The organism is Nocardioides sp. NPDC127514 (genome assembly GCF_040302125.1).
Lineage (GTDB): Bacteria > Actinomycetota > Actinomycetes > Propionibacteriales > Nocardioidaceae > Nocardioides.
The window spans coordinates 135344-157495 of the sequence record NZ_JBEORF010000010.1 but is presented as its reverse complement, the minus strand read 5'-3'; the positions used below and the strand labels follow the sequence as shown (position 1 = coordinate 157495).

General features: G+C 70.4%; 30 protein-coding genes. 26 read left to right on the top strand and 4 right to left on the bottom strand.

Going from position 1 to position 22152, the window contains the following annotated elements; translation table 11 throughout:
* Positions 1-4: 4 nt before the first annotated feature.
* From ABTX24_RS10380 to ABTX24_RS10365, 4 genes are all read left to right on the top strand, one after another.
* Positions 5-433 carry a PH domain-containing protein gene (locus tag ABTX24_RS10380; protein ID WP_350839355.1) on the top strand — a complete coding sequence of 143 codons (429 nt, stop codon included), beginning with the start codon at positions 5-7 and terminating at the stop codon, positions 431-433.
* 56 nt (positions 434-489) lie between these two features.
* Positions 490-1596 carry a ferrochelatase gene (locus ABTX24_RS10375; RefSeq protein ID WP_350839353.1) on the top strand — a complete coding sequence of 369 codons (1107 nt, stop codon included), beginning with the start codon at positions 490-492 and terminating at the stop codon, positions 1594-1596.
* Positions 1597-1629: 33 nt separating this feature from the next.
* Complete coding sequence (locus ABTX24_RS10370; RefSeq protein ID WP_350839352.1) at positions 1630-2505, top strand: inositol monophosphatase family protein; 876 nt, start codon at positions 1630-1632, stop codon at positions 2503-2505.
* Positions 2506-2770: 265 nt separating this feature from the next.
* Entirely contained in the window at positions 2771-3061 is a 291-nt protein-coding gene (locus tag ABTX24_RS10365) for a DUF4193 domain-containing protein (protein WP_040755057.1), read from the top strand.
* A 140-nt stretch (positions 3062-3201) separates the two neighbouring features.
* Here ABTX24_RS10365 and ABTX24_RS10360 read toward each other — a convergent pair whose 3' ends face one another.
* On the bottom strand, positions 3202-3516 hold the full coding sequence (locus tag ABTX24_RS10360; protein ID WP_160023040.1) for a DUF4235 domain-containing protein: 315 nt from the start codon (positions 3514-3516) through the stop codon (positions 3202-3204).
* A 35-nt stretch (positions 3517-3551) separates the two neighbouring features.
* Positions 3552-4010, bottom strand: a complete 459-nt coding sequence (locus ABTX24_RS10355; protein WP_350839350.1) for a DUF3093 domain-containing protein — start codon at positions 4008-4010, stop codon at positions 3552-3554.
* A gap of 73 nt (positions 4011-4083) precedes the next feature.
* On the opposite strand from ABTX24_RS10355, the gene dut reads away from it, so the two are divergent.
* The 7 genes from dut to ABTX24_RS10320 all read left to right on the top strand — a co-directional run bounded on the left by dut (position 4084) and on the right by ABTX24_RS10320 (position 9508).
* Positions 4084-4536 carry a dUTP diphosphatase gene (gene dut / locus ABTX24_RS10350; protein ID WP_350720342.1) on the top strand — a complete coding sequence of 151 codons (453 nt, stop codon included), beginning with the start codon at positions 4084-4086 and terminating at the stop codon, positions 4534-4536.
* Positions 4537-4588: 52 nt separating this feature from the next.
* Positions 4589-5251, top strand: a complete 663-nt coding sequence (locus ABTX24_RS10345; RefSeq protein ID WP_160023046.1) for a DUF3710 domain-containing protein — start codon at positions 4589-4591, stop codon at positions 5249-5251.
* Positions 5252-5258: 7 nt separating this feature from the next.
* On the top strand, positions 5259-5630 hold the full coding sequence (locus tag ABTX24_RS10340) for an OB-fold nucleic acid binding domain-containing protein (RefSeq protein ID WP_160023048.1): 372 nt from the start codon (positions 5259-5261) through the stop codon (positions 5628-5630).
* Between the two features lie 11 nt (positions 5631-5641).
* Complete coding sequence (locus tag ABTX24_RS10335; RefSeq protein WP_350839348.1) at positions 5642-6382, top strand: DUF3159 domain-containing protein; 741 nt, start codon at positions 5642-5644, stop codon at positions 6380-6382.
* Entirely contained in the window at positions 6379-7425 is a 1047-nt protein-coding gene (locus tag ABTX24_RS10330; protein WP_350839347.1) for a hypothetical protein, read from the top strand. Before ABTX24_RS10335 ends, ABTX24_RS10330 begins: the two co-directional genes overlap by 4 nt.
* A gap of 42 nt (positions 7426-7467) precedes the next feature.
* Positions 7468-7992 (top strand): cell division protein FtsQ, encoded by a 525-nt coding sequence (locus ABTX24_RS10325; RefSeq protein WP_350839345.1) that lies wholly within the window; start codon positions 7468-7470, stop codon positions 7990-7992.
* 79 nt (positions 7993-8071) lie between these two features.
* Positions 8072-9508: a PepSY-associated TM helix domain-containing protein gene (locus ABTX24_RS10320; RefSeq protein ID WP_350839343.1), complete on the top strand. Its 1437-nt coding sequence runs from the start codon at positions 8072-8074 to the stop codon at positions 9506-9508.
* Position 9509: 1 nt separating this feature from the next.
* On the opposite strand, the gene ABTX24_RS10315 is transcribed toward ABTX24_RS10320, so the two are convergent.
* Positions 9510-9923 carry a Fur family transcriptional regulator gene (locus tag ABTX24_RS10315; protein WP_160023058.1) on the bottom strand — a complete coding sequence of 138 codons (414 nt, stop codon included), beginning with the start codon at positions 9921-9923 and terminating at the stop codon, positions 9510-9512.
* A gap of 116 nt (positions 9924-10039) precedes the next feature.
* Here ABTX24_RS10315 and rpmB point away from each other — a divergent pair, with 116 nt between their 5' ends.
* From rpmB to ABTX24_RS10290, 5 genes are all read left to right on the top strand, one after another.
* A complete protein-coding gene (gene rpmB / locus ABTX24_RS10310) occupies positions 10040-10276 on the top strand; it encodes a 50S ribosomal protein L28 (protein WP_350720330.1) in 237 nt (78 codons plus the stop codon).
* On the top strand, positions 10276-10581 hold the full coding sequence (gene rpsN, locus ABTX24_RS10305) for a 30S ribosomal protein S14 (RefSeq protein ID WP_160023062.1): 306 nt from the start codon (positions 10276-10278) through the stop codon (positions 10579-10581). The genes rpmB and rpsN overlap by 1 nt, the downstream gene beginning before the upstream one ends.
* 154 nt (positions 10582-10735) lie before the next feature.
* Positions 10736-11722, top strand: coding sequence for a permease (locus ABTX24_RS10300; RefSeq protein WP_350839341.1), 987 nt, complete (start codon positions 10736-10738; stop codon positions 11720-11722).
* Positions 11719-12441 carry a TIGR03943 family putative permease subunit gene (locus tag ABTX24_RS10295; protein ID WP_350839339.1) on the top strand — a complete coding sequence of 241 codons (723 nt, stop codon included), beginning with the start codon at positions 11719-11721 and terminating at the stop codon, positions 12439-12441. Before ABTX24_RS10300 ends, ABTX24_RS10295 begins: the two co-directional genes overlap by 4 nt.
* 5 nt (positions 12442-12446) lie before the next feature.
* Positions 12447-12974: a hypothetical protein gene (locus ABTX24_RS10290; protein ID WP_350839338.1), complete on the top strand. Its 528-nt coding sequence runs from the start codon at positions 12447-12449 to the stop codon at positions 12972-12974.
* 15 nt (positions 12975-12989) lie between these two features.
* Here the strand turns inward: ABTX24_RS10290 and ABTX24_RS10285 are convergent, their stop codons facing one another.
* Positions 12990-14543, bottom strand: coding sequence for an FAD-dependent oxidoreductase (locus tag ABTX24_RS10285; RefSeq protein WP_350839336.1), 1554 nt, complete (start codon positions 14541-14543; stop codon positions 12990-12992).
* A 72-nt stretch (positions 14544-14615) separates the two neighbouring features.
* On the opposite strand from ABTX24_RS10285, the gene ABTX24_RS10280 reads away from it, so the two are divergent.
* From ABTX24_RS10280 to ABTX24_RS10235, 10 genes are all read left to right on the top strand, one after another.
* Entirely contained in the window at positions 14616-15173 is a 558-nt protein-coding gene (locus ABTX24_RS10280) for a helix-turn-helix domain-containing protein (protein ID WP_350839334.1), read from the top strand.
* 79 nt (positions 15174-15252) lie between these two features.
* Positions 15253-15516 (top strand): type B 50S ribosomal protein L31, encoded by a 264-nt coding sequence (locus tag ABTX24_RS10275; RefSeq protein WP_350839332.1) that lies wholly within the window; start codon positions 15253-15255, stop codon positions 15514-15516.
* A complete protein-coding gene (locus ABTX24_RS10270; protein WP_350839331.1) occupies positions 15513-16631 on the top strand; it encodes a CobW family GTP-binding protein in 1119 nt (372 codons plus the stop codon). Before ABTX24_RS10275 ends, ABTX24_RS10270 begins: the two co-directional genes overlap by 4 nt.
* A gap of 30 nt (positions 16632-16661) precedes the next feature.
* Positions 16662-16838, top strand: coding sequence for a 50S ribosomal protein L32 (gene rpmF, locus ABTX24_RS10265; protein WP_350839329.1), 177 nt, complete (start codon positions 16662-16664; stop codon positions 16836-16838).
* Positions 16839-16852: 14 nt separating this feature from the next.
* Positions 16853-17089 (top strand): 30S ribosomal protein S18, encoded by a 237-nt coding sequence (gene rpsR, locus ABTX24_RS10260; protein WP_350839327.1) that lies wholly within the window; start codon positions 16853-16855, stop codon positions 17087-17089.
* Positions 17090-17095: 6 nt separating this feature from the next.
* Positions 17096-17218 (top strand): type B 50S ribosomal protein L36, encoded by a 123-nt coding sequence (gene ykgO, locus ABTX24_RS10255; protein WP_160023080.1) that lies wholly within the window; start codon positions 17096-17098, stop codon positions 17216-17218.
* A gap of 142 nt (positions 17219-17360) precedes the next feature.
* Positions 17361-18902 (top strand): ABC transporter substrate-binding protein, encoded by a 1542-nt coding sequence (locus tag ABTX24_RS10250; RefSeq protein WP_350839325.1) that lies wholly within the window; start codon positions 17361-17363, stop codon positions 18900-18902.
* Complete coding sequence (locus tag ABTX24_RS10245; protein WP_201451002.1) at positions 18899-19858, top strand: ABC transporter permease; 960 nt, start codon at positions 18899-18901, stop codon at positions 19856-19858. The genes ABTX24_RS10250 and ABTX24_RS10245 overlap by 4 nt, the downstream gene beginning before the upstream one ends.
* The gene (locus ABTX24_RS10240; RefSeq protein ID WP_350839323.1) at positions 19855-20682 is read left to right on the top strand and encodes an ABC transporter permease; all 828 of its coding nucleotides are present in this window, start codon (positions 19855-19857) and stop codon (positions 20680-20682) included. The genes ABTX24_RS10245 and ABTX24_RS10240 overlap by 4 nt, the downstream gene beginning before the upstream one ends.
* Positions 20679-22070 (top strand): ABC transporter ATP-binding protein, encoded by a 1392-nt coding sequence (locus ABTX24_RS10235; protein ID WP_350839321.1) that lies wholly within the window; start codon positions 20679-20681, stop codon positions 22068-22070. Before ABTX24_RS10240 ends, ABTX24_RS10235 begins: the two co-directional genes overlap by 4 nt.
* Positions 22071-22152: the final 82 nt, after the last annotated feature.

The following is a 22152-nucleotide window of genomic DNA, read 5'->3' as shown; positions in this document are numbered from 1 at the left end:
ACAGATGGCGATCGCGTACATCGGTAGGACCTGGATCGCAGCCGTGGCCGCCGCTGCGGTCCTTGCGCTGGGGATCTGGGGCGTCGGGTTCGCGCTCTTCCGGGGAGCTTTGAACGGACCCGCGTACGGCGCCGCGATCGTCCTTGCAGCTGTCATCAGCGCGGCGCTTCTCTTCGGCAATCGTGTGCGCTTGAGCCGGACCCCCGAGGCGCTTCATCTGGTAGGACCGTTCGGACGGCGCACCGTTCGGTGGGATGACATCGCGGACGTCGATGTCATCCTCGGCGGTCAGTGGGTGCGATGCGCTGATTCCGACGGCCGGATCAGCCTTGTGCTGGCGTCCTCCGCCTGGCACCCGCGTTCCAGTAGCCGTGTCCGGCGCGACAACGAGAGCTTGGCAGACAGCCTTCGGACGGGGATCACTGCATTCTGAGGCGCGATCGAGGGCTCGGTTGGCTGTCGGTGAGCCCGGTGAAATACGATGGGCGGGTGGATGTCTCTCCCTACGATGCCCTGCTGTTCGTCTCTTTCGGGGGGCCGGAGAAGACCGAGGACGTGGTGCCGTTCCTGGAGAACGTGACCCGGGGGCGGGGGATCCCGCGGGAGCGGCTGGTCGAGGTGGGGCAGCACTACTTCGATCGCGGCGGGAAGTCGCCGATCAACGACCAGAACCGGGCCTTCCTGGCAGCGCTGCGCAGCGACCTGGCGGAGAACGGGATCGACCTGCCGGTCTACTGGGGCAACCGCAACTGGGATCCCTACCTGAGCGACACGGTCGCGCAGATGCGGGCGGACGGGATCAAGCGGGCAGCGGTCTTCGCGACCAGCGCCTATTCGTCCTACTCCTCGTGCCGGCAGTACCGCGAGAACCTCTTCGAGGCGTGCGACAAGAGCGGAGACGTCGAGAGCGCGCCGGTGCTCGACAAGCTGCGGCGCTACTACAACCACCCGGGGTTCGTGGCACCGGTCGTCGACGGTGTGCTCGCGTCCCTCGAGGACCTGCCCGAAGACGAGCGTGACGGTGCGCGGATCCTCTTCGTGACCCACTCGATCCCGACCTCGATGAACGACAACGCCGGCCCCGACGGCAACGCGTACGTCGCCCAGCACCTCGACGTCGCCGAGGTGATCGCCGAGCAGGTCGCGCAGCGGCGCGGAGTCAGCCACGAGTGGGACCTCGTCTACTGCAGCCGCTCCGGCGCCCCGCACATCCCGTGGCTCGAGCCGGACGTGAACGACCGCCTCGAGGAGTTGGCCGAGGAGGGCACGAGGGCCGTCGTGATGTGCCCGATCGGCTTCGTCTCCGACCACATGGAGGTCGTCTACGACCTCGACACCGAGGCCATGGCCACCGCCGACAAGCTCGGGATCCACGCCCGCCGCAGCCCGACCGCGGGGGAGGACCCGCGCTTCGTGGCCGCCGTACGCGAGCTGCTGCTCGAGCGTGCCGCTGCGGAGCGTGGGGAGGCCCCTGAGCGGCCTACCGTGGGCGACCTGGGCCCCGGGCCCGACCGCTGCCCCGCAGGCTGCTGCTTCAACCAGCGATCGCAGCTGCCGACCCTGTCCGGAGAGGACTCACCCCAGTACTCCGCGTGATCGGCCGATCAGCCGCGGCATAGGGTCGGCCCCATGACAGAGCATCCAGCGTCGGATCAGCCCGCACCGCAGCGCCCGATTCCCAAGGCCGGAGACCTGCTCGCGCTCGCGGTGGCGACCGCCCGCGCGGCCGCCGATCTCGTTCGCCAGCGGGCCGCCGGCGTGGTCGAGGTGGCCGCCACGAAGTCGACCGCGACCGATGTGGTCACCGAGGCCGACCGGGACACCGAGGCGCTGATCCGGCGGCTGATCTCCCAGGAGCGTCCGGAGGACGCCTTCTTCGGTGAGGAGGGCGAGGAGACCATGGGCACCAGCGGCGTACGCTGGATCGTCGACCCGATCGACGGCACCGTCAACTTCCTCTACGGTCTGCCGAGCTACGCGGTCTCGATCGCGGCCGAGTACGCCGGCGAGGTCGTCGCCGGCGCGGTCGTGGACGTGCCCCGCGGCACCCTCTACGCCGCCTTCCGGCAGCTCGACGGATCGGTCGCCGCGGTCAAGGACGGCGAGCCCATCCGCGTACGTCAGCCCGCCGAGCTCGGGCAGCGGCTGATCGCCACCGGGTTCTCCTACGACGCCGAGCTCCGCCGGGTGCAGGCCGAAGCACTGGTGCGGCTGCTGCCGGTCGTACGTGACGTTCGTCGCATCGGATCAGCGGCACTGGACATCTGCGGGGTGGCCGAGGGAACGCTCGACGGCTACCTCGAGGAGGGGCTGCACCTGTGGGATCACGCCGCGGCCGGCCTGGTCGCGGAAGCCGCCGGTGCTCGCTGGGAGGCGACGACCGGCATCGGCGGTCGCCGGTTCGTCATCGTGGCACCAGCCCACGGCTACGATGAACTACGGAAAGCGGCAGTTCAGGCCGGTTTTCTGCCAGTTGACTCGCTCCCGGGTGTCGTACCCGACTGAAAGCCGCTGGTTGATGTAGATCTATGACCGGCCGGGGGCCGGGAAGGTCCCGGAGCCCCGTCGGTACAGCCGCGTTCACCCACCCGAAACTCGATGCTCATCTATACCCGTGATAGGGAATACCGCCAGATGACAGAACGTTTCGGCGACGCGGATCCGGTTGAGTGTGCGAAATCCGCGTTGATAGTGCACAATCACGGGCCGTGCCGCTGCCCTCGGGGGCGCGCGGGGGGACTGAAGATGAGTGAGAAGGGGAGTGGCGCAAATGGCGACGGACTACGACGCACCGCGTAAAAATGAAGAGGACCAGTCCGAGGAGAGCATCGAAGAGCTCAAGGCTCGTCGTCACGACAAGAACTCGGGCAAGGTTGACGAGGACGAGGCCGAGGCGGCCGAGTCGTTCGAGCTCCCGGGAGCCGACCTCAGCCACGAGGAGCTCGCGGTCGAGGTCAAGCCGAAGCAGGAGGACGAGTTCACCTGTATGAGCTGCTTCCTGGTCCACCACCGCAGCCAGCTGGCTGACGAGAAGAAGATGATCTGCTTCGACTGCGCGTAGCTCAGTCGAAAGCGCCGAGTCGGCGGATCTGCATAGCTTGCGCTAGCAAGCGCTTTGTGCAGATGCGCCGACTCGGCGAAAGCCCGGCGCAAGCCGGGCTGTAAAGCGAAGGCCGCACGGATTCCGTGCGGCCTTCTCGTCTACTTCTCGTCCTTCTCCAGCTGCTTCGGCAACCGACCGACCGACTTCACGTAGTAGTTGGCCGCGCGCCGCTGGGCGAACATCCGCGCGAGCGCAACGGTGGCGCCGGTTGCAGCCGACCAGAGCACGGCCTCCACGAGGCGTACGTCGGGGTCGGCGGGGTTCGCCGGTGGCTTGCGTCCGGTGGACGCCTTCCAGCCGGTGGAGAGGACCTTGTTGGTGACCTTGGCGGCCCCGATTCCGCTGACGAGGGCCATGATCGCCCAGACCTTGTCAGCCTTGTCGGCTTTGTCAGCCTTGGTGGACTTGGACATACCTCGAGCCTAGGCCATGGCCGGGAGGTTGCCGCTCAGAGACTCGCTCGGAGCGCGTTGACGGTCTTCGCGAGCGCCACCGGGTGCCGGGTGAAGAGCAGCCAGTAGGGGGCCGGGTCGGCCGGGTCGTCGATGGTGACCCGAACCGCGCGCTTGAGGTAGGGACGAAGGAGCAGGTACGCCCGGGCGTCGGCGTCGCGGCCGGCGAGGTGACGGGCGTCGGTCTCGTCGAGGGCGACGGCCTCGCCGAGGAAGCGGGCCTCGATCCGGGCCGTGCCGGCCTGCAGCTCGCCCCCGGCCACCGTGATCTTTGCGTTGCCGTAGGCGACCATCGCCAAGACGAACAGGGCACAGCCGGCGGCCGTGATCCCGGAGGCGAGGGTCGGTCCCACCCAGAAGACGGTGATGAACCAGATGAAGGCCAGCAGCATCACGCCCTGGACCCACCACCGCAGCGGCACGGTCAGTCGCTCGTCGTACGCCGGGGTGCTCACGAATCGTGAGTTTTTCACGTCGGTCAAGGGAGTCACGAATCGGGTGAGCCGTAGAGCATCTAAGGTGCGGGTTGTGTCTGATCTCGAAGTAGCCCTGGTCCGTCTCGACGCGGAGCTGCCGCCGCCTGCGTACTCCCACCCGGGCGATGCCGGAGCGGACCTGCGGACGACCGTCGACGTGAGCCTGAAGCCGGGGGAGCGCGCTCTGGTGCCGACCGGGATCGCGATGGCGCTGCCGGAGGGGTACGTCGGCCTGGTGCACCCGCGCTCCGGGCTGGCCGCCAAGCACGGCCTGTCCATCGTCAACGCCCCCGGCACCGTCGACGCCGGCTACCGCGGCGAGGTGAAGGTGGCGCTGGTCAACCTGGACCCCGTCGAGGCGATCGAGCTGCGTCGCGGCGACCGGATCGCCCAGCTGGTGATCCAGCGTGTCGAGCAGGCTCGGTTCGTCGAGGTCTCCGAATTGCCCGAGTCCGTTCGTGGAGATGGGGGATACGGTTCTACCGGGGGCTTCTCCAACCGCTGAGGGATCAGTGTTAGATAAGTCTCCTCAGAGAATCACCGCAACCTGAAAGCAGATGGTCGTGAAGTTCCGTCGCAAGTCCACGCCCTCCCACCGGGGAGAGCCATCTGCACCGGTCGAGGACGGGCCGATGGCCCCCGAGCGGCCGGTGCCGGCGGCTCCCGAGATCGGGCCGTTCGACATCGACTCCGTCCCCGACGGGCTGATCACCGGCGACTGGGTGGACCTCGGCTCGATGATGCTCGCCCCCGCGCCGGGCAAGGAGCTGCGCCTGCAGGTGGACGAGAAGTCCGGGCAGATCGCGGCCGTGATGCTGACCGCCGAGGACGGCGCCATGGAGCTGCGTGCCTTCGCCGCGCCCCGCAACGGTGACCTGTGGACCGAGTCGCTGCCGATGCTGCGCGAGGACGTCCAGCAGCGCGGCGGTGCGACCGCCGACCTGGAGGGCCCGTGGGGCACCGAGCTGATCACCCAGATGAAGGTCAAGCTGCCCGACGGCCAGCCGGCCGTCCAGCAGACCCGCATCATCGGCGTCAACGGCCCGCGCTGGATGCTCCGCGCCACCATGATGGGCCGTCCCGCGATGGAGCCGACCGCCGGCAAGGAGTGGGAGAAGCTCCTCGAGCGGGTCGTCGTGCGCCGCGGCGAGGGGGCCAAGCCCAAGGGTGAGGCGCTCGAGGTGAAGCTGCCGCCCAACGCGCGTCGCGTGGAGAAGTGAGCCGGTAGTGTCCAAGGGTCGGCTGCGCGCGAAGCTCAGCGAGTGGGCGAACACCGCCTCGATCGACGCGAGCGAGATCCGGGCGGCCTACGTCGCCAAGGATGTCGCCTCGATCGCCGACGCGCCCGACCGTGAGCCGGTGCGTCTGCGGGGCACGTTGCGTACGATCACACTGCGGCCCCGCGGCGGTGTCCCCGCCCTGGAGGCCGAGCTGTTCGACGGCTCCGGCACCCTGACGATCATCTGGCTGGGACGCCGGCGCATCGCCGGGATCAGCCCGGGCCGGTCCCTGCAGGTGCAGGGCCGCATCGGCCGTACCGATGGCCAGCGCATCATGTTCAACCCCCGCTACGAGCTGATACCGGACCCCAACGAGTGAGCCAACCACACGTGAGCCCCACCTCTGAGACCCCTGCCGACGGCCAGGGCGACGAGCACGACCACAACCATCCGACGGTCGACACCGTCGAGGCGGTCGTACGCCGCCAGATGTCCGCCGGGCTGGGCGGTGTGCGCGGGATGCTCGAGGCCGGTGTGCCCGGGCTGGTCTTCACCATCGCCTGGCTGGTGTTCAAGGACCTCAAGGTCGCGCTGATCGCCTCGGCGGTGACCGCGGCGGTCTTCCTGCTGGTCCGGCTAGTGCAGCGCTCGAGCCTGCAGTACGTCGGCAACGCCATCTTCGGCATCCTCATCGGCTTCGCGGTGGTGCGGCTGGCCCAGTCCATGGGCGGCTCGGCCGAGGAGCAGGCGCTGGCCTACTTTCTGCCCGGCATCCTGATCAGCCTGGGCTACACAGTCGTGGTCGGCGGCCTGTGCCTGATCGGCTGGCCGATCTTCGGCTTCTTCATCGGCGTCGCCAGCGGCGATCCGCTCGAGTGGCACCAGGACAAGCAGATCGTGAAGCTGTGCACGCGGCTGACCTGGCTGTTCCTGGCCCCCGGAGCGATCGGCGCTGCGATCCAGGGCCCCATCTGGTTCCTGGCCTGGAGCGGTGCGATCGACCGTGACTGGGCGATCCTCGCCCTCGGCATCCTCCGCACCGGCCTCGGCTGGGCGCTGCGGATCGCCTGCTACGGCACCATGATCTGGCTTCTCGCCCGCAACCACACGCCGGTCCAGCAGGCTCGATGAACCTGCGCGGGGCCGTCATTGCCGGCGCTCTCGTCTCGCTCTCGCTGGCAGGATGCGGGAGCCCGACCGTGGGCGGCGGCGGCAAGGAGCCCTTCTCGCTGCCCGTTGGGCCGACCGAGTGGGATGCCACCGCTCCGGCCTGGTACGCCGACGGCACGCTGCACGTGGGGGAGCGGAGCGTCGAGCTCGGTGATCGCGTGGACCAGTTCGTGCTGGGCGCGACCGGCGCCTATTGGATGCGTGGCCAGACGCTGTGGTTCACCAGCGCTGAGGGCGAGACCGAGAAGGTCGAGAAGGTCGGTTGGGGCAACCTGGCGGTGTCGGCGGATCGCTCGGTCTTCGCGACCGTGGACCAGTCGCGCGGCCCGACCGACGAGTTCGGCACCCATGTGCTCCAGGTGGCGGTGTTCGACACCCGCACCGGTGAGCAGCTCTACCGAACTCCCGACCAGGAGCCCGACGGCGGCGCCGATCTGGCAGATCTCTACGGCGAGATCATGCCCCTGCTGATCGGGGTGAGCGACGAGCGCCTCTTCTTCGACCGAACCACCATCGATCTCGAGGACGGCTCCACGACGCAGGCGACCGACGGCCCAGACGGGGAGGTCTACGAAGGTTTTGCCGAGACCCTCTTCCCGGATGGCTTCCACGTCTATCTCGAAGGCGAGGGCCGGCGCCGGGAGGTAGCCGACACGTGGCTATCCGGGGTGGGGCTGCTCTCGCCGGACCGCAGCACGATCTTCGACACCAGCGAGTGGCCCACCCAGGCCGTCGCGTACGACAAAGCCACCGGGGACCAACGCCCGATCGACGCGCCCTGGGGACATTTCACGCTGGCCGGGTGGAGTGATGAGGACACGTTCTTCGGCGTCGCGCAGCGCATCGACCCGAACGCCCTCAACGTGCTGCGCGCCCAGCAGGTCGTCACCTGCGAGGTGCGGACCCTCACGTGCAAGCCGGTGAGCCCGGTGATTCCGACCGACGACGAGGACCAGGGTCAGTATCCGACCTTCCTCGTCGAGGGCGCGGTTAACGAGCTCTGAGCGCGCGGTCGGGATACGGTGCTGCGCGTGGAGCTGCGAGTGGTGAGACCGACACGCGGAAGCGTGTGGCTCTCCCTGCTCGCCACGCTCGAGATCATGACCGGCGCGTCCCTGGCCCACCTGGCCGCGGGTGGGGCGCTGCCGAGCGCCGGCTGGCTCGCGACAGCGGCCGTGGGCGTCTTCGGCTCGGGCCTGATGGTGCTGCAGCGCCGGGTCGGGCTCCTGGGCGGCGCGGTCGCCGCCGGACTGTCCCAGCTGGGACTCCACGAGGTCTTTGCGGCGTTCTCCGCGGCCCCCGGCACCGAGCACCATCACGCGGTCGGCACCTCGCTCGGCTCCGCCGACGGTGCCGCGATGCTCCTGGCCCATGCCTGCGCCGCCGTCCTCTCCGTCGTCGTCTGGCTGCTGCACCGCAGGGCCTTCGCCGTTGCCGTACGCAGCCTCCCGATGCCGCGGGTCGCGGTCGCCGGCCGCCTGCTCGCCGAGGCTGAGCAGCTCGTCCCGCGACCGGCCCTGTGGGCCCACGTCTCTCCGCGAAGGGGACCGCCGAGGCCGGCCGGCCTCTGAAATCCCTCTGCGAGCACCACCGGGTAAGTCCCGGTGGCTGTCTTGCGTACCCGAAGATTCGCGAGAAGAGAAACCTCGAATGTCCGTTCCGACCCAGTCCCAGACCGCACCGCCGGCCGAGCCACAGACGCAGGCGCCCGGCGCCAGGCTCGGCTGGTGGCCGATGATCCGCCCGGTCGTGCTGCGGCTGCACTTCTACGCCGGGGTGCTGGTCGCCCCGTTCATCCTGGTCGCCTCGGTGACCGGGCTGCTCTACACGATCGCCCCGCAGGTCGAGCAGATCGCCTACCACGACCTGACCCACGTCGCCCCGTCAGGCGATCGGGTGACGCTCGCCGAGCAGGTCGCCGCCGCCCGGGCGAGCCACCCCGACGGCGACATCCTCCGCGTCGACGTGCCGCCTGCCGCCGACCGCAGCACCCGGGTCGTCTTCACCGACGAGACCGTGCCCGACGACTACGCCATGTCGGTCTTCGTCAACCCCTACACCGCCGGCGTGGAGGGTCAGGTACGAAGCTACGGGCAGTGGCTCGGCTTCCGCGCCTGGCTCGACGAGCTGCACCGCAACCTCCACCTGGGTGCCTTCGGGCGTCACTACAGCGAGCTCGCCGCGAGCTGGTTGTGGGTGGTCGCCCTCGGCGGGCTGATGCTGTGGATCGGCAGAGGACGCCGAGAGCGGCGGGCGCGCCGGCTGCTCACGCCCGATCCGGCGGCCACCGGACGCTCCCGGGTGATGTCGTGGCACGCCGTCATCGGCGTGTGGGTCCTGCTGGGCGTACTGGCGCTGTCGGTCTCGGGACTGACCTGGTCCCGCTTCGCCGGGGCGAACATCGGCGAGGTGCGTACCGCGCTGTCGTGGACCGAGCCGACACCGGCGTCCTCGCTGCACGCCGGCAGCGCCGCGGACGAGCACGCGCACCACGGCGCCTCGGGGGCCACGGCAGGCTCCGGTGACCCGGATGCGGTCTTCTCCGACGGGGTGGGCGTCGACGGGGTCCTCGCCACCGCGCGGGAGGCCGGGCTGGGCGATCCGCTCTACCTGGTCCCGCCGGCCGACGGCGCCAGCGCGTGGACGGCGGCGGAGAACAAGCGTGACTGGCCGACCCGCTACGACGCGATCAGCGTGGACCCCACCACGGGCACGATGCTGGACCGGGTCGACTTCGCCGACTGGCCGGTCATGGCCAAGCTGACCGACTGGGTCATCGGCGCCCACATGGGCATCCTGTTCGGCATCGTCAACCAGATCGTGCTGGCGGCACTGGCGATCGGCCTGATCGTGATGACCGTGCTGGGCTACCGGATGTGGTGGCTGCGGCGTCCGCGCGACGCGAGCCGGCTGTGGTTCGGCCGGCCGGTGCCGCGCGGCGCCTGGCGCCGGCTGCCGGTGCCCGTGCTCGTGGCCGGCATCGCGGCGACCGCGCTCGTCGGCTGGTTCGTCCCGCTGCTGGGGATCAGCCTGGTCGCGTTCTGCGTGATCGACGCCGCGCTGGGCGCGGTGCGTCGGCGCAGCTGAGTCAGGAGGCGGCGCAGGCGGCGCAGAGGCCGAAGATCTCCACGGTGTGGTTGACGTCGGTGAAGCCGTTCTGCGCCGCCACCTTGTCGGCCCAGGTCTCCACGGCCGGACCCTCGATCTCCACGGCCTTGCCGCAGCTGCGGCACACCAGGTGGTGGTGATGGGTCGTGGAGGCGTCGCCGCACAGCCGGTAGGTGGACTCACCGTCGGGCTTGTGGATCACGTCGGCGAGTCCGTCGTCGACGAAGATCTGCAGGTGGCGGTAGACCGTGGAGAGGCCGATCTTCTCGCCGTTGGCTCGCAGCGTGGCGTAGACGTCCTGAGCGCTGCGGAAGGTGTCCTCGGCGGCGAGAGCCTCCTTCACCGCGGCGCCCTGGTTGGTTGCGCGCCGCTTGACCTGCTGGGTTGGTGCCATGGGCGCCATGTTAGTCGGTATCGGTATGGATCCCGTGTCCAGCAGGGCGGTCGATGACACCGCATCCGGCACCTGTGTCATAATGGGAACGATTCCCAATAAGACGAAAGGCTGCCATGTCCCGCACGTGTCAGGTCACCGGAGCCCGCCCTGGCTTCGGCAACAACCGCCCCTGGTCCAAGAAGGCGACCCGGCGACGCTGGGAGGTGAACCTGCAGAAGAAGACCTACTACGTCCCCAGTCTGGGCCGGAAGGTCACGCTGCGGCTCAGCACCAACGCGATCAAGCGGATCGACGTACGCGGCATCGACGCCGTCGTCGCCGAGATGCTCGCCCGAGGGGAGAAGGTCTGATGGCCAAGAAGTCCAAGATCGCGGCCGAGGCCAAGCGCCGCGAGATCGTGGAGCGGTACGCAGCACGCCGGGCCGAGATCAAGGAGCGCATCCGCACCGCCGAGCCGGGCTCGGCCGAACAGGCCGAGGCCGTCCGCGCCCTGTCTCGCCTGCCGCGCGACTCCTCACCCGTACGCCTGCGCAACCGCGACCAGGTCGACGGCCGGCCGCGGGGCTATCTGCGCAAGGCCGGGGTGTCCCGGATCCGGTTCCGCGAACTCGCGCACAAGGGCCATCTGCCGGGGATCACCAAGTCGAGCTGGTGAGTTCCTAACGAGAATCGTTCCGAGTCGGCGAGGCGCAACCCGGGCGTCATCGGGCTGTGCTAAACACACGCTCCATGAGCGAGCGCAAGCGAGCGACGGTAGGCCTCAGGCCGCCGCGTCCGTACCATTCCTTCCCTTCGACGGAGGCGGCGGCATGAGTACGAAGACCCCAGTGCGGGCAGCCGAGAAGTCTGGGTTCAGGCTGGGGCAGACCGAGGTCGTGGCGATCGTCCTGCTCGTCATCCTGCTCTCTCAGCGCTGGCTGCTGCCGCTGTTGGACCATGACCTGTTCAACACCTGGGGCACCATCTTCGTCGCCATCGTGGTGCAGTCGGCTCCGTTCCTGCTCGGTGGCGTGCTGCTCAGCGCCGTCATCTCGACCTTCCTCTCGGAGAAGGCGCTGAGCAAGATCGTGCCCAAGAGCCCGGCGCTCGGCGTCCCGGTCGCCGGCCTGGCCGGGATCGGGCTGCCGGGCTGCGAGTGCGCGGCGGTGCCGGTGACCAACTCGTTGATCCGCCGCGGGGTGGCGCCGGCGGTCGCGCTGACGTTCCTGCTGGCCGCGCCCGCGGTCAACCCGGCGGTGCTCGTCTCGACCGCGGTCGCCTTCCCCGGCCAGCCGGTGATGGTGCTGGCGCGCTTCCTGGCGTCGCTGATCACCGCGGTGGCGGTCGGCTGGATCATGCTCGCCCGCGGCAAGCTGCTGCTCGAGCGGCTGACCAACCTGGGCCGCGACGAGCACGCCCACGGGCGTTCGTTCCTCGGCAACGTCAGCCACGACTTCCTGCACGCCTCCGGCTTCCTGGTGCTCGGCGCGATGCTGGCCGCGGCGGTCAACACCTTCGTACCCCGCTCGGTGGTCAACACCGTCGCCGGTCAGGCGGTGCTGGGGATCGCCACGCTGGCGCTGTTCGCGTTCATCGTGGCACTCTGCTCGGAGTCCGACGCCTTCGTCGCGGCCTCGTTCACCGCCTTCTCCGACACCGCGAAGCTGGTCTTCCTCGTCGTCGGCCCGGCGATGGACATCAAGCTCGCCTCGATGGAGGCCGGCCAGTTCGGCGTGGGCTTCGCGCTTCGCTTCGTACCCTTGGTGATCATCACGGCGGTCGCCTCCGCCGTCGGCATCGGATGGTGGTTGCTGTGACTCGTACTACTCAGGCTCTGGTCGTCGGGTTTCTTGGCGCAGTCCTGCTGCGGCTCTCGCTCGGCGACGGCTATCTGCGGTACGTCACCGGCTGGATGAAGTGGCCGCTGGTCGCCACCGGCGTGGTGCTGCTCGGGCTGACCGTGTGGATGCTGCTGCGTCCCGCGCCGGACGACCATGGCGGCGAGGACGGGGAGGACGGCGAGGACCACGCCGCGCATGACCACAAGGTCCCGGCGATGACCTGGCTGGCGATCGTGCCCGGCGTGATCGTCTTCGTGGCCAGCCCGCCGTCCCTGGGCGCCTACCTCGCCGAGCGACGTGCCGACGACCCGGTCGCCGCGGCCCCCGATGCCGAGATCCTGCCGCTGCCCGCCTCCGACGGGCCGGTCGACGTCGAGGTCGCCGAGTTCATGTGGCGTGCCGGGGTCGAGGACGGCGCGACGATCAAAGACCGCGACGTACGCCTCACCGGCTTCGTCAGCACCGACGAGAACGGCAACTGGTACGTCACCCGCATCGCCATCGCCTGCTGTGCCGCCGACGCGAGCGCCTCACGGGTGCGGGTGGAGGACTACGACGACGCCCCGGAGCGCGACTCGTGGGTCGCGGTCACCGGTCGCTGGGTCGAGGGCACCGCGCCGGGCGGCAAGTCGGAGACGGCCATCGAGGCCGCCTCCGTCGAGCCGCGCGAGGCGCCGGCCAACACCTACCAGTGAGCACCATGGGCGACCCACGACGCTCGGGTAATCCCGCCCGCCGCGCTGAAGCACAGCGGGGGCCGACCTGGCACGACCGGCTCCCGCATCCGCCGCGTGCTCTGATCGTCGGCGTGCTCATCGCGATCGCGATCGGCGTCGTGGTGCTCACCCGCGACCTCGGCGGTGGAGACGCTCCGGCAGCCTCCGCCCCCTCGGCCGCGACCTCGTCGGCCGCTCCGGTCGCGGCTGGGCCGGTCGCGTCTCTGGAGGAGTTCTGCGGCGCCGTACAGACCATGGCGAACGCCCATGCGACCCAGATGGCCACCCCGAACGACGAGAACGAGACCGCGCTCGGTCTGGCCGCGACGAGCCTGCAGTCGATGGGCGTTCCCGAAGGTACGCCGGCGGCAGCCGTCGAGGGCGTGCGGATGATGATCGAGGACGCTCTGCGCACCGGCCGCGGTGAGGACCCGCTCGAGCGCGGCGAGGCCCAGAACCTCGCCTACGAGCGCCTCGGCGAGTTCCTCACCGAGAGCTGCGGAGCCGCCTGAGGCCGCACCCGGCGATCACCGGCGACGGAGCAGGACCACGGCGTCCTCCAGGGAGGACTCCTCGCCGGACGGGGTGGTCACGGGACGGTGCCGGTGCTCGAGGACGACGGTCTCCCAACTCTCCTCGGGCAGGCCGAGCTCGGCGAGCTCCTCCTTGGCGTCGAGGAAGCGGTGCTCGTGCGCGGCGGCGTCGGCCCACGGCGGTGCGGCTGCGTGGGAGGTGATTAGGAGGTGTCCGCCCGGGCCGACCAGCTCGGCCGCGCGCCGCAGGATGTCGGTGCGCGGCAGCTCGACAGGGGAGTGGAAGAAGCTGGCGGTGACCAGGTCGTAGCTCCCGTCGAGGTCGGCCGGCGAGGAGAGGTCGGAAACGACGAACCTCGCCTGATCCTCGCTCAGCCCCGCAGCCCGCGCCGCCTCGCGTCCGCGGGTGACGGCGTTCTCGGAGATATCGATGCCGGTGGCTCGCCAGCCCTGCTGCGCCAGCCAGATCACGTCGGCGCCCTCCCCGGAGCCCAGGTCGAGCGCCGTCCCGGGCTCGATGCCCGAGGCGATGTCACCGAGCACCGTGTTGACCTTGCCGGACCAGATCCGGTTGCTGCCGGCGTACCTCTCCTGCCAGAAGTCCACCGCGGCGGGGCCGGCCTGGGCACGGTCGAAGTCGTCGGTGACCAGGGTCATGTTCACGACGCTGCCGGCCATGGTGCCGGCGCTCATGCTGATCGGGACGTTGGCCATCGGGTTGGAGACGTTGCCGACCGCCCAGATCCGGTCGCTGCTGGTCTTGCCGGTCGCGTCGACGGCGAGGAAGCTGCCCACCGGTGAGTCGGAGCGGTCGAGGCCGAGGTGGGTCAGGAAGCCGTCGTGCGGGCGCAGGGTGCCGGCGGTGAAGATGGCGCCGACCTCGGTGACCTTCCCGTCGGCCGTGCGGACCGCGGTGACCTGGTCGCCCTCGCCGAGAACCTCGGTGACCGGAGAGGTCACGAGGGTGATCCCGCGGGACAGCAGCCGCTGCTCGTCGGCCTCCTCGAGCGGGCCGAGTCCGGCCGTGAAGACGACGACGTCGTCGCTCCACTGCCGGATGAGCTGCGCCTGGTGCATCCCGAGCGGTGAGGTGGTCAGGACGCCGATCCGCCGATCGCGCACCTCCCAGCCGTGGCAGTAGGGGCAGTGCAGGACGGTGGCGCCCCAGCGCTCGGCCAGGCCCGGGATGTCGGGAAGCTCGTCGGTGACGCCGGTGGCGACGATCGCGATCCGGCCGGTGAGCCGCTCGCCGTCCTCCAGGAGGACGCTCACGCCGTGCTCGGTCTCGTCGAGACGGGCAACGCGCCCGGGACGGATGCCCACGTCGTACGTAGCCAGCTCCTCACGTCCCTTGCGCAGCAGGTCGGTGGGGTCGATGCCCTCGTGGCCGAGTACGCCGTGCATGTGGGCCGCGAAGCGGTTGCGGGGGAGGCCGGAGTCGACCACGAGGGTCCGGCGGCGGGAGCGGCCGAGCATGAGAGCCGCGGAGAGGCCGGCGGCCCCGCCGCCGATGACGATTGCGTCGAAGTGTTCGGTGTGTTGGGTCATGCTTCCAGTTCAGTGGCAGAATGAAGGAACGGCAAGGGTTCTTGCGGAAATGGCAAATGGGAGATGGAGCACATGATCGACGAGCTCAAGCAGGTCGGCCCGCGGATCCGGGCGATCCGGCACAGCAAGGGATGGACCCTGGACCAGCTGGCCGCGATGGCGGAGATGTCGCCGAGCACGCTGTCCCGGCTCGAGTCGGGCAAGCGGCAGGCGAGCCTGGAGCTGCTGATCCCGCTGACCCGCCACCTCGGCGTGGGTCTCGACAGCCTGGTGACGCCGTCGGTCCCGGATCCGAGGGTGCGCCGGCCGGTGATCCGCCGTGACGGCATGGAGATCGCGCCCTTGACGCCGGAGGGCTCGCCGGTCCACACCTTCAAGATCACCTACGACCCGGTGACCGAGGTGCCGGAGCCGCGGGTCCACGACGGCTACGAGTGGCTCTACGTCATCTCCGGCAAGCTGCGGCTGCTGCTGGGCGACCGCGACCTGGTCCTGACCCGCGGTGAGGCGGCCGAGTTCGACACCCGGGTGCCGCACGCCATCTTCGCGACCGGGTCTCGCCCGGCGCAGGTGCTGAGCATCTTCAACAGCGACGGCGTACGCATGCACACCCACACCGCCGAGGGGTGAGTCTCGCCTCGATGTGAGCGAGGCGTGACGCTGTGTGTAGAATGAGAACCGTTATCATTAACCACAGCGGGAGGTCCCCATGAAGCAAGGCATCCACCCCGTCTCCGGGCCGGTCGTCTTCCGCGACCGCTCGGCGGACAAGCTCTTCCTGATGCAGTCGACGATCCTCGAGCGTCTCGCTGACGACCACGAGCGGGTCACCTGGGAGAACGGTGAGAGCTACCCGGTCGTCGACGTCGACGTCTCCAGCGCCAGCCACCCGTTCTGGACCGGACGCGGCCGCGTCGTCGACACCGAGGGACGGGTCGAGCGGTTCAAGCGTCGCTACGGGCGCGGCCAATGAGCGCGCCGCGTCCGCGGTCGCCCCGCAACCTCTCCCGCCCCAAGGTGCCGGTGATCCTGGTGAGCGGGGTCGGGGAGAGTGCGATGCTCTCGGCGACCATCTCGCTCCAGTTCGGCCTCCCCGACGCCGTCATGGTGCGCCACGTCATCGACCCCGAGCGCCAGCTCCTCACCCGCGTCGTCAGTGACCTGACCGGCGTGATCGAGCACGAGGAGATCAACCTCGCCCACGCCTGCGTGGCCTGCGCGATCCGCGAGGACATCGTGCCGACGCTCGAGCGCCTGGCGGCCCAGGGCCGTTGGGGGAGCATTGTGGCCTGCCTGCCGGTCGCCGCCGAGGCGATCCAGGTCTGCCGGGTGCTCGCGTGGGCTCCGCGGATGGCTCCGCACATCTCGATCGCGGCCGTCGTCGCGGCGCTCGAGGGTGCGACCGTTGCCGAGGACCTGCTCGGCCCCGACCTCCTCGACGAGCGTGGGCTGGCCACCTCCGAGGACGACCGGCGCGGTGTCGCCGAGGTCGCCAGCGCGATCGTCGAGTACGCCGACGTCGTCAGCATCACCGAGGTTCCCGATCCCGAGGAGGAGTCGCTGGTCGCGACGCTCGCCCGGCCGGGTACGCCGGTGGTGACCGACCCCTCGCTCCTGGACGCCGCCGGCCTGGTCGCCGGCGTACACCGCCACCACGCGGTCGAGGCCTGGGTCGCGGAGGTGCGCCGCAACGCGCTGCCGCCGCTGCCCGAAGGTGGCGCCTGGCGGCTCGACCTGCGCTCGGAGCGCCCGATCCACCCGGTCCGGTTCCAGGAGGAGCTGGAGCTCCTCGGCGGTGGCCCGCGCCGCTCGCGCGGCTGCTTCTGGGTGCCGACGCGCCCCGACGACATCTGCGTCTGGGACGGGGCCGGTGGCCAGGCGAGCGTGGGCTCGACCCAGAAGTGGGGTCGCACCGAGCGGCTCACCCGGATCGTCGTGATCGGCATCGACGACGAGGCCGACGAGATCCCGCGGGCCTTCGAGCGTGCCCTGCTCACCGACCAGGAGATCGTCCAGCGCGGCCAGATCTGGGAGGAGTCCTGGGACGGGCTCGAGGACTGGCTCGGCCCCATCGGCCGCGCCGCCTGAATCGCATCCATCACCCCGAAGGAGGCCGCCATGGCCGTACCCAAGCGCAAGATGTCGCGCAGCAACACCCGCCACCGCCGGTCGAGCTGGAAGGCGACCGCGGTCGCGCTCGTGCCGGTGACCGTCGACGGCCAGAGCTACGACGTGCCCCGCCGCCTGGTCCGCGCGGTCCAGCGCGGCTACGTCGATCCCGCCAAGCTCCGCTGAAAGGAACCACCCGCATGCCGAAGCGCCCGCCGTCCCCCGTCCGCAAGCGGCGCAAGCCGCAGTTGGCGCCGGACGTGACCTACGTCGACTACAAGGACGTGCAGCTGCTGCGTACGTTCATCTCCGACCGCGGCAAGATCCGCTCGCGCCGAGTCACCGGACTCACCCCGCAGCAGCAGCGCGCGGTGACCAAGGCGATCAAGAACGCCCGCGAGGTCGCGCTGCTGCCCTATACGAGCACGAAGGGATAGATCCCCATGAAGGTCGTCAACTCCATCCGGTCGCTGAAGAACCAGCCCGGCTCCCAGGTCGTACGCCGCCGCGGCCGGGTCTACGTCATCAACAAGCGCAACCCGCGCCTCAAGGCGCGCCAGGGCTGAGTCCGGCTCGCTCTGAACGTCGGCCCCGCAGCTCCGTGAGCTGCGGGGCCGACGTCTGTCTGCACGGCCTCCGCCAACCAAGTTGCAGATGGGAATCATTCTCATTTAGGGTTCGACGTCACCTGACTGGAAGGCAGCAAACATGCACATCCGCCCCCACCTGCGAGGCGTCGCGGTCCTCGCGGCCGTCGTCCTCGCCGCGACCGCCTGCGGCTCGCGATCCGAGAGCCCGGCCGACACGCTGCGCATCGCCGGACCGTTCGAGCTGCACAGCCTCGAGTCGTCCGCGGACGGCTACTTCTTCACCCGGCTCCAGGTCACCGAGACCCTGGTGACGGCCGACATCGACGGTGCTCTCGCACCCGGCCTGGCCACGACGTGGGCAGCCGAGGACGACAACAGGACCTGGACCTTCGACCTGGTCGAGGGCGCCGAGTTCCACGACGGCGAGCCGATGACCGCCGAGAACGTCGTCGCCGTCCTCGAGAAGGTCGAGGCCGAGGCTGCCAGTCCGCTGGCCGACGTCGGCGTCGAGACGATCCACGCGGAGGGCGGCTCGGTGGTGATCGAGCTCGCCGACTCCTACGTCTCCCTGCCCGCGGTGCTCAGCCACTACAGCACCGCGATCCTGGCCCCCTCGGCCTACGACGAGGAGGGGAAGGTCGAGGACGTCATCGGCACCGGGCCCTACCGGATCGAGACGATCCAGATGCCCTCCCGCATCGAGACCGTACGTGTCGCCGACTGGCGTGGCGAGGAGCCCGACGTGGAGAAGGTCTACTTCCAGGCCGTCGGCCGCGCCGAGAGCCGCGCGGTGATGGCCACCAGCGACCAGGCCGACGTGGTCTTCGGGCTCGAACCGGCCGGTCGCGAGCGGGTCGAGAAGACCGACGGCGTGGACATGATCTCGACCCTGCAGCCCCGCACGATCCACATGAAGATGAACGCCGGTGACCCGGCGCTGAAGGACGTACGCGTCCGGCAGGCGATCAGCATGGCGCTGGACCGGGAGGCGATCGCCGAGGCGGTGCTGAGGGAGAAGGAGCTCGCCGCGACCCAGCTGATGCCGCCGACCCTGAAGGACTGGGATGCCGACCTCGACCCGCTGACCTACGACACCGACGGTGCCAAGGCGCTGCTGGCCCAGGCGGGCTGGAAGGCCGGCGTCGACGGCACGCTCACGAAGAACGGCGATCCGCTGCGGCTCGAGCTGCTGACCTACCCCGACCGGCCCGAGCTGCCGGCGCTGGCCACCGCCATCCAGGCCGAGCTCGCCAAGGTCGGCGTGCAGGTGGACGTCGAGGTCTCCAACTCCAGCGAGATCCCGGCCAAGCACGCCGACGGCACCCTTCAGATGGCGCTCGTCGCCCAGTTCTTCGCGTTGGTCACCGACCCGCTGCCGACCGTCGCCGACACCTTCGGCGAGGGTGGGTCCGACTGGGGTGCGATGGGCTGGAGCGCCCCCGACGTCGCGGAGGCCGTGGCCGCGCTGACGACGGGAGCCGAAGGTTCCGAGGGCGCCGCCCACCGCGAGACGATCGTGCGGGCGGCTCAGGAGCAGCTGCCGCTGGTCCCGGTCGCGTGGTACCGGATGAACGCCGCGGTCAGCGACCGGGTCGACGGGTTCGTCCTGGACTCCCTCGAGACCACCTGGCGGATCACCGACGTCGAGCTGGCGTCGTGAGGGCGCGGGTCGTCGGGGGCGTCCTCGTCCGGCGGGCGGCGCAGGCCGTCACGGTGGCGGTCGGCGTATCGGCGCTCTGCTTCGTGATCACCCAGCGGTTGCCGGGGGACATCGCCTACCGGATCGCGGCAGGGCGCTACGGCTACGACATGGTCGACGCGGCCGCGGCCGCCCAGGTGCGCGACGAGCTGGGGCTCGACCAGCCGCTGTGGCAGCAGCTCGGCGCGTGGGTGGTCGACCTCCTCCAGCTCGACCTGGGCCGGTCGCTGGTCACCTCCCAGCCAGTGCTCGAGGAGGTCGGGTTCTACCTGGCGGGCACGCTGCAGCTCGCCGGGCTCGCGATCGTCATCGCGGTCGTCCTGGGTGCCGGGATCGGGGTCGTGGCGGCCCGCCGGCCGGGCGGGATCGCCGACCGGTTCGCGTCGCTGTGGGTCGCCGGCGTACGTGCCGTGCCACCGTTCCTGCTGGGGCTGCTGCTGATGATCGTGCTCTCCGCGCAGCTGGGACTCTTCCCGGCGGTCGGGCACGGCGGCGGGAGCATCGTGCTGCCCGCGCTGACGCTGGGGCTCGGACTCTCCGGGCTCATCGCGCGGGTGACCAGGGACGCCGTGGTGGAGGTCCGCGGCTCCGCGTACGTGGAGTTCGCCCAGACCAAGGGACTGGCCGAGAGGTGGGTGCTGGTCAGACACGTGGTGCGCAACGCGGCGGTCGTGCTGGTGCCGTACCTCGGGGTGCAGTTCGTCGTGCTGATCGAAGGAGTCGTCGTCGTGGAGAGCCTCTTCGCCTGGGACGGGCTGGGCCACTCGCTGGTCCACGCCGTCTTCTGGCGTGACATCCCGGTGCTGCAGGCGTCCGCGCTGGTGCTGGCGCTGCTGATCGTCCTGGTCAACACGCTGGTCGACCTGGCCGTCGCCTGGCTCGACCCGCGGCCGCGGGGACGGGCGGTGATGGCATGAGCATGCTGATGCTGGAACAGACGATCGGGAAGCGGCCGCAGCGGTCGTGGAGCCGGATCGCCGCTGTCGGCGGGCTCGTCCTGATCGCCGTGTTCGCGCTGGTCGGGCCGCTGGTGCTGCCCGACCCCGCGAGCCAGGACCTGGCTCGCTACCTGCAGCCGCCGTCGCTGTCGGATCCGCTCGGGACCGACGACTACGGGCGAAGCGTCGCCTCACGGGTGGCGCACGCCACCCGGGTCTCGCTGCTTCTCGCGCTGGTGTGCGTGGCGACCGCGCTGGTGCTCGGCTGTGTCGCCGGGGTCGCCTCGGCCTGGTTCGGTGGCTGGGTCGACGCGCTGCTGCGCTCGGTCTCGGAGGCCTTCGTGGCGGTACCGGCGCTGCTCGTGGTGCTGTTGGTCTCGGCGCTCGCCGCGCCCGGGAGCATGGTGGCGCTCTACGTGGGACTCGCGCTGGTGCAGTGGGTGGAGTTCTTCCGGGTGGTACGAGCGCGCAGCGCCCTGGTGCTCGGCTCACCCGCAGTGGAGGCGGCGGGGTTGCTGCAGCTCGGCTGGACCCACGTCGTCCGCCGCCACCTGTGGCCGGCGCTGCGCCCGCTGCTCGTGACGCTGGCCTCGCTCGGCATGGTCACCTCGATCCTGGCGATGTCGACGCTCGGCTTCGTCAAGGTCGGTCTCCAGCCGCCACGCGCGGAGCTGGGCCTGATGATCACCGAGTCGTTCCCGTTCTACGACGCGGCGCCGTGGATGCCGCTGGCCCCGGTCGGGGTCCTGTTCCTGCTCACCGTCTGCCTGCTCGGACTGCGATCCCCGGAGGAGGGGCGATGAACCTGAAAGCCACCGGAGTGGTCGTACGCACCGGATCGCTGGTCCTCGCCGACGTACCCGAGGTGCGGATCGAGGCCGGGTGTGCGCTCTCGATCGTCGGCGAGAGCGGCTCGGGCAAGTCGGTGCTCGCCCACGCCCTCATGGGTACGCTGCCGCCCGAGCTGGCTGCGGTCGGGTCGCTGACGATCGGGGACGAGTCCTTCGACCTCGCCGACCGCGGTGGCCGGCGGAAGCTGTGGGGCCGCGAGGTCGCCCTCCTTCCGCAGGAGCCCGCGCTCGCGCTCGACCCGACCATGCGGGTACGCGCCCAGGTCGCCGAGGGCGCGCCGGGCTGGTCGCCCCGCAGCGTCTCCGCAGCGCGGGCGGCTGATCACCGGCTGGGCCAGGTCGGGCTGGCCGGATCGGGCGGCGCCTACCCGCACACGCTCTCGGGCGGCATGGCCCAGCGGGTGGCGTACGCCGCGGCGACCATCGGCGGGGCCAGGCTGCTGATCCTCGACGAGCCGTCCAAGGGTCTCGACCGGGCCTCGGTCGACCAGCTCGCCGACCTGCTGCTCGGCCACATCGACGAGGGCGGCCTGCTGCTCACCATCACCCACGACCTGCGCCTGGCCCGCCGGCTCGGGGGAGAGGTGATGGTGATGCGCGAGGCGGCCGTGGTCGAGTCCGGGCCGGCTGAGGAGGTGCTGGTCGCGCCCACCGGCGACTACACCCGGCGCCTGCTGGCCGCCGAGCCCTCACGCTGGGACCACCCCTGGATGCGGTCGCGGGCGCCCGGCGGGAGCGAGCTCCTGGTCGGCGCCTCGGGGCTCGCGAAGGCGTACGCTCATGGGCCGGTCTTCGAGGGCCTCGACCTCGAGATCAGGGCCGGTGAGCGGCTCGCGATCACCGGGCCCAGCGGTGCGGGCAAGACGACGCTCGGCAACGCGCTGCTCGGGCTGACCCGGCTCGACGCGGGGTCGGTGACGTACGGAGAAGGGGTGGGCCGGGGAAGGCTGCAGAAGCTCTATCAGGACCCGGCGCTCTCCTTCCCGCAGCAGGTGAGCCTGGAGAAGGCGCTCGGCGACGTGATGCGGCGCCATGGTGTGGGCGAGGCGGAGGTGCGTGCGTCGCTGGAGCGGCTCGGTCTGCCGTACGAGATCCTGCGTCGCCGACCGGGGCAGGTTTCCGGCGGTGAGCTGCAGCGGATCGCGGTGGTGCGGGCGATGCTGACGCGTCCTGCGCTCGTCTTCGCCGACGAGGCCACCTCGCGGCTCGACCTGGTCACCCAGGAGCAGACCGTCGACGCGCTGATGAGCGAGATCGACGAGAGCGGGGCCGCGCTGCTGCTGGTCACCCACGACACCGACCTGTCGGCTGCCGTCGCGGACCGGGAGGTCGCGCTCTGAGAGCTCTCTGCTGAGGACGATCCTCCGAGAGCAGTCATCAAATAAGGGAAAGGCCGGGTCATGACGACCCGGCCTTTCTTAG

Bases quoted from the DNA above. Each gene is read 5' to 3' on its own strand.
- ABTX24_RS10380 (WP_350839355.1), top strand. From the start codon at position 5: ATGGCGATCGCGTACATCGGTAGGACCTGGATCGCAGCCGTGGCCGCC.
- ABTX24_RS10370 (WP_350839352.1), top strand. From the start codon at position 1,630: ATGACAGAGCATCCAGCGTCGGATCAGCCCGCACCGCAGCGCCCGATT.
- ABTX24_RS10365 (WP_040755057.1), top strand. From the start codon at position 2,771: ATGGCGACGGACTACGACGCACCGCGTAAAAATGAAGAGGACCAGTCC.
- ABTX24_RS10360 (WP_160023040.1), bottom strand. From the start codon at position 3,516: ATGTCCAAGTCCACCAAGGCTGACAAAGCCGACAAGGCTGACAAGGTC.
- ABTX24_RS10345 (WP_160023046.1), top strand. From the start codon at position 4,589: ATGGTCGTGAAGTTCCGTCGCAAGTCCACGCCCTCCCACCGGGGAGAG.
- ABTX24_RS10330 (WP_350839347.1), top strand. From the start codon at position 6,379: ATGAACCTGCGCGGGGCCGTCATTGCCGGCGCTCTCGTCTCGCTCTCG.
- ABTX24_RS10320 (WP_350839343.1), top strand. From the start codon at position 8,072: ATGTCCGTTCCGACCCAGTCCCAGACCGCACCGCCGGCCGAGCCACAG.
- ABTX24_RS10315 (WP_160023058.1), bottom strand. From the start codon at position 9,923: ATGGCACCAACCCAGCAGGTCAAGCGGCGCGCAACCAACCAGGGCGCC.
- rpmB (WP_350720330.1), top strand. From the start codon at position 10,040: ATGTCCCGCACGTGTCAGGTCACCGGAGCCCGCCCTGGCTTCGGCAAC.
- rpsN (WP_160023062.1), top strand. From the start codon at position 10,276: ATGGCCAAGAAGTCCAAGATCGCGGCCGAGGCCAAGCGCCGCGAGATC.
- ABTX24_RS10300 (WP_350839341.1), top strand. From the start codon at position 10,736: ATGAGTACGAAGACCCCAGTGCGGGCAGCCGAGAAGTCTGGGTTCAGG.
- ABTX24_RS10290 (WP_350839338.1), top strand. From the start codon at position 12,447: ATGGGCGACCCACGACGCTCGGGTAATCCCGCCCGCCGCGCTGAAGCA.
- ABTX24_RS10285 (WP_350839336.1), bottom strand. From the start codon at position 14,543: ATGACCCAACACACCGAACACTTCGACGCAATCGTCATCGGCGGCGGG.
- ABTX24_RS10280 (WP_350839334.1), top strand. From the start codon at position 14,616: ATGATCGACGAGCTCAAGCAGGTCGGCCCGCGGATCCGGGCGATCCGG.
- ABTX24_RS10275 (WP_350839332.1), top strand. From the start codon at position 15,253: ATGAAGCAAGGCATCCACCCCGTCTCCGGGCCGGTCGTCTTCCGCGAC.
- ABTX24_RS10270 (WP_350839331.1), top strand. From the start codon at position 15,513: ATGAGCGCGCCGCGTCCGCGGTCGCCCCGCAACCTCTCCCGCCCCAAG.
- rpmF (WP_350839329.1), top strand. From the start codon at position 16,662: ATGGCCGTACCCAAGCGCAAGATGTCGCGCAGCAACACCCGCCACCGC.
- rpsR (WP_350839327.1), top strand. From the start codon at position 16,853: ATGCCGAAGCGCCCGCCGTCCCCCGTCCGCAAGCGGCGCAAGCCGCAG.
- ykgO (WP_160023080.1), top strand. From the start codon at position 17,096: ATGAAGGTCGTCAACTCCATCCGGTCGCTGAAGAACCAGCCCGGCTCC.
- ABTX24_RS10250 (WP_350839325.1), top strand. From the start codon at position 17,361: ATGCACATCCGCCCCCACCTGCGAGGCGTCGCGGTCCTCGCGGCCGTC.
- ABTX24_RS10240 (WP_350839323.1), top strand. From the start codon at position 19,855: ATGAGCATGCTGATGCTGGAACAGACGATCGGGAAGCGGCCGCAGCGG.
- ABTX24_RS10235 (WP_350839321.1), top strand. From the start codon at position 20,679: ATGAACCTGAAAGCCACCGGAGTGGTCGTACGCACCGGATCGCTGGTC.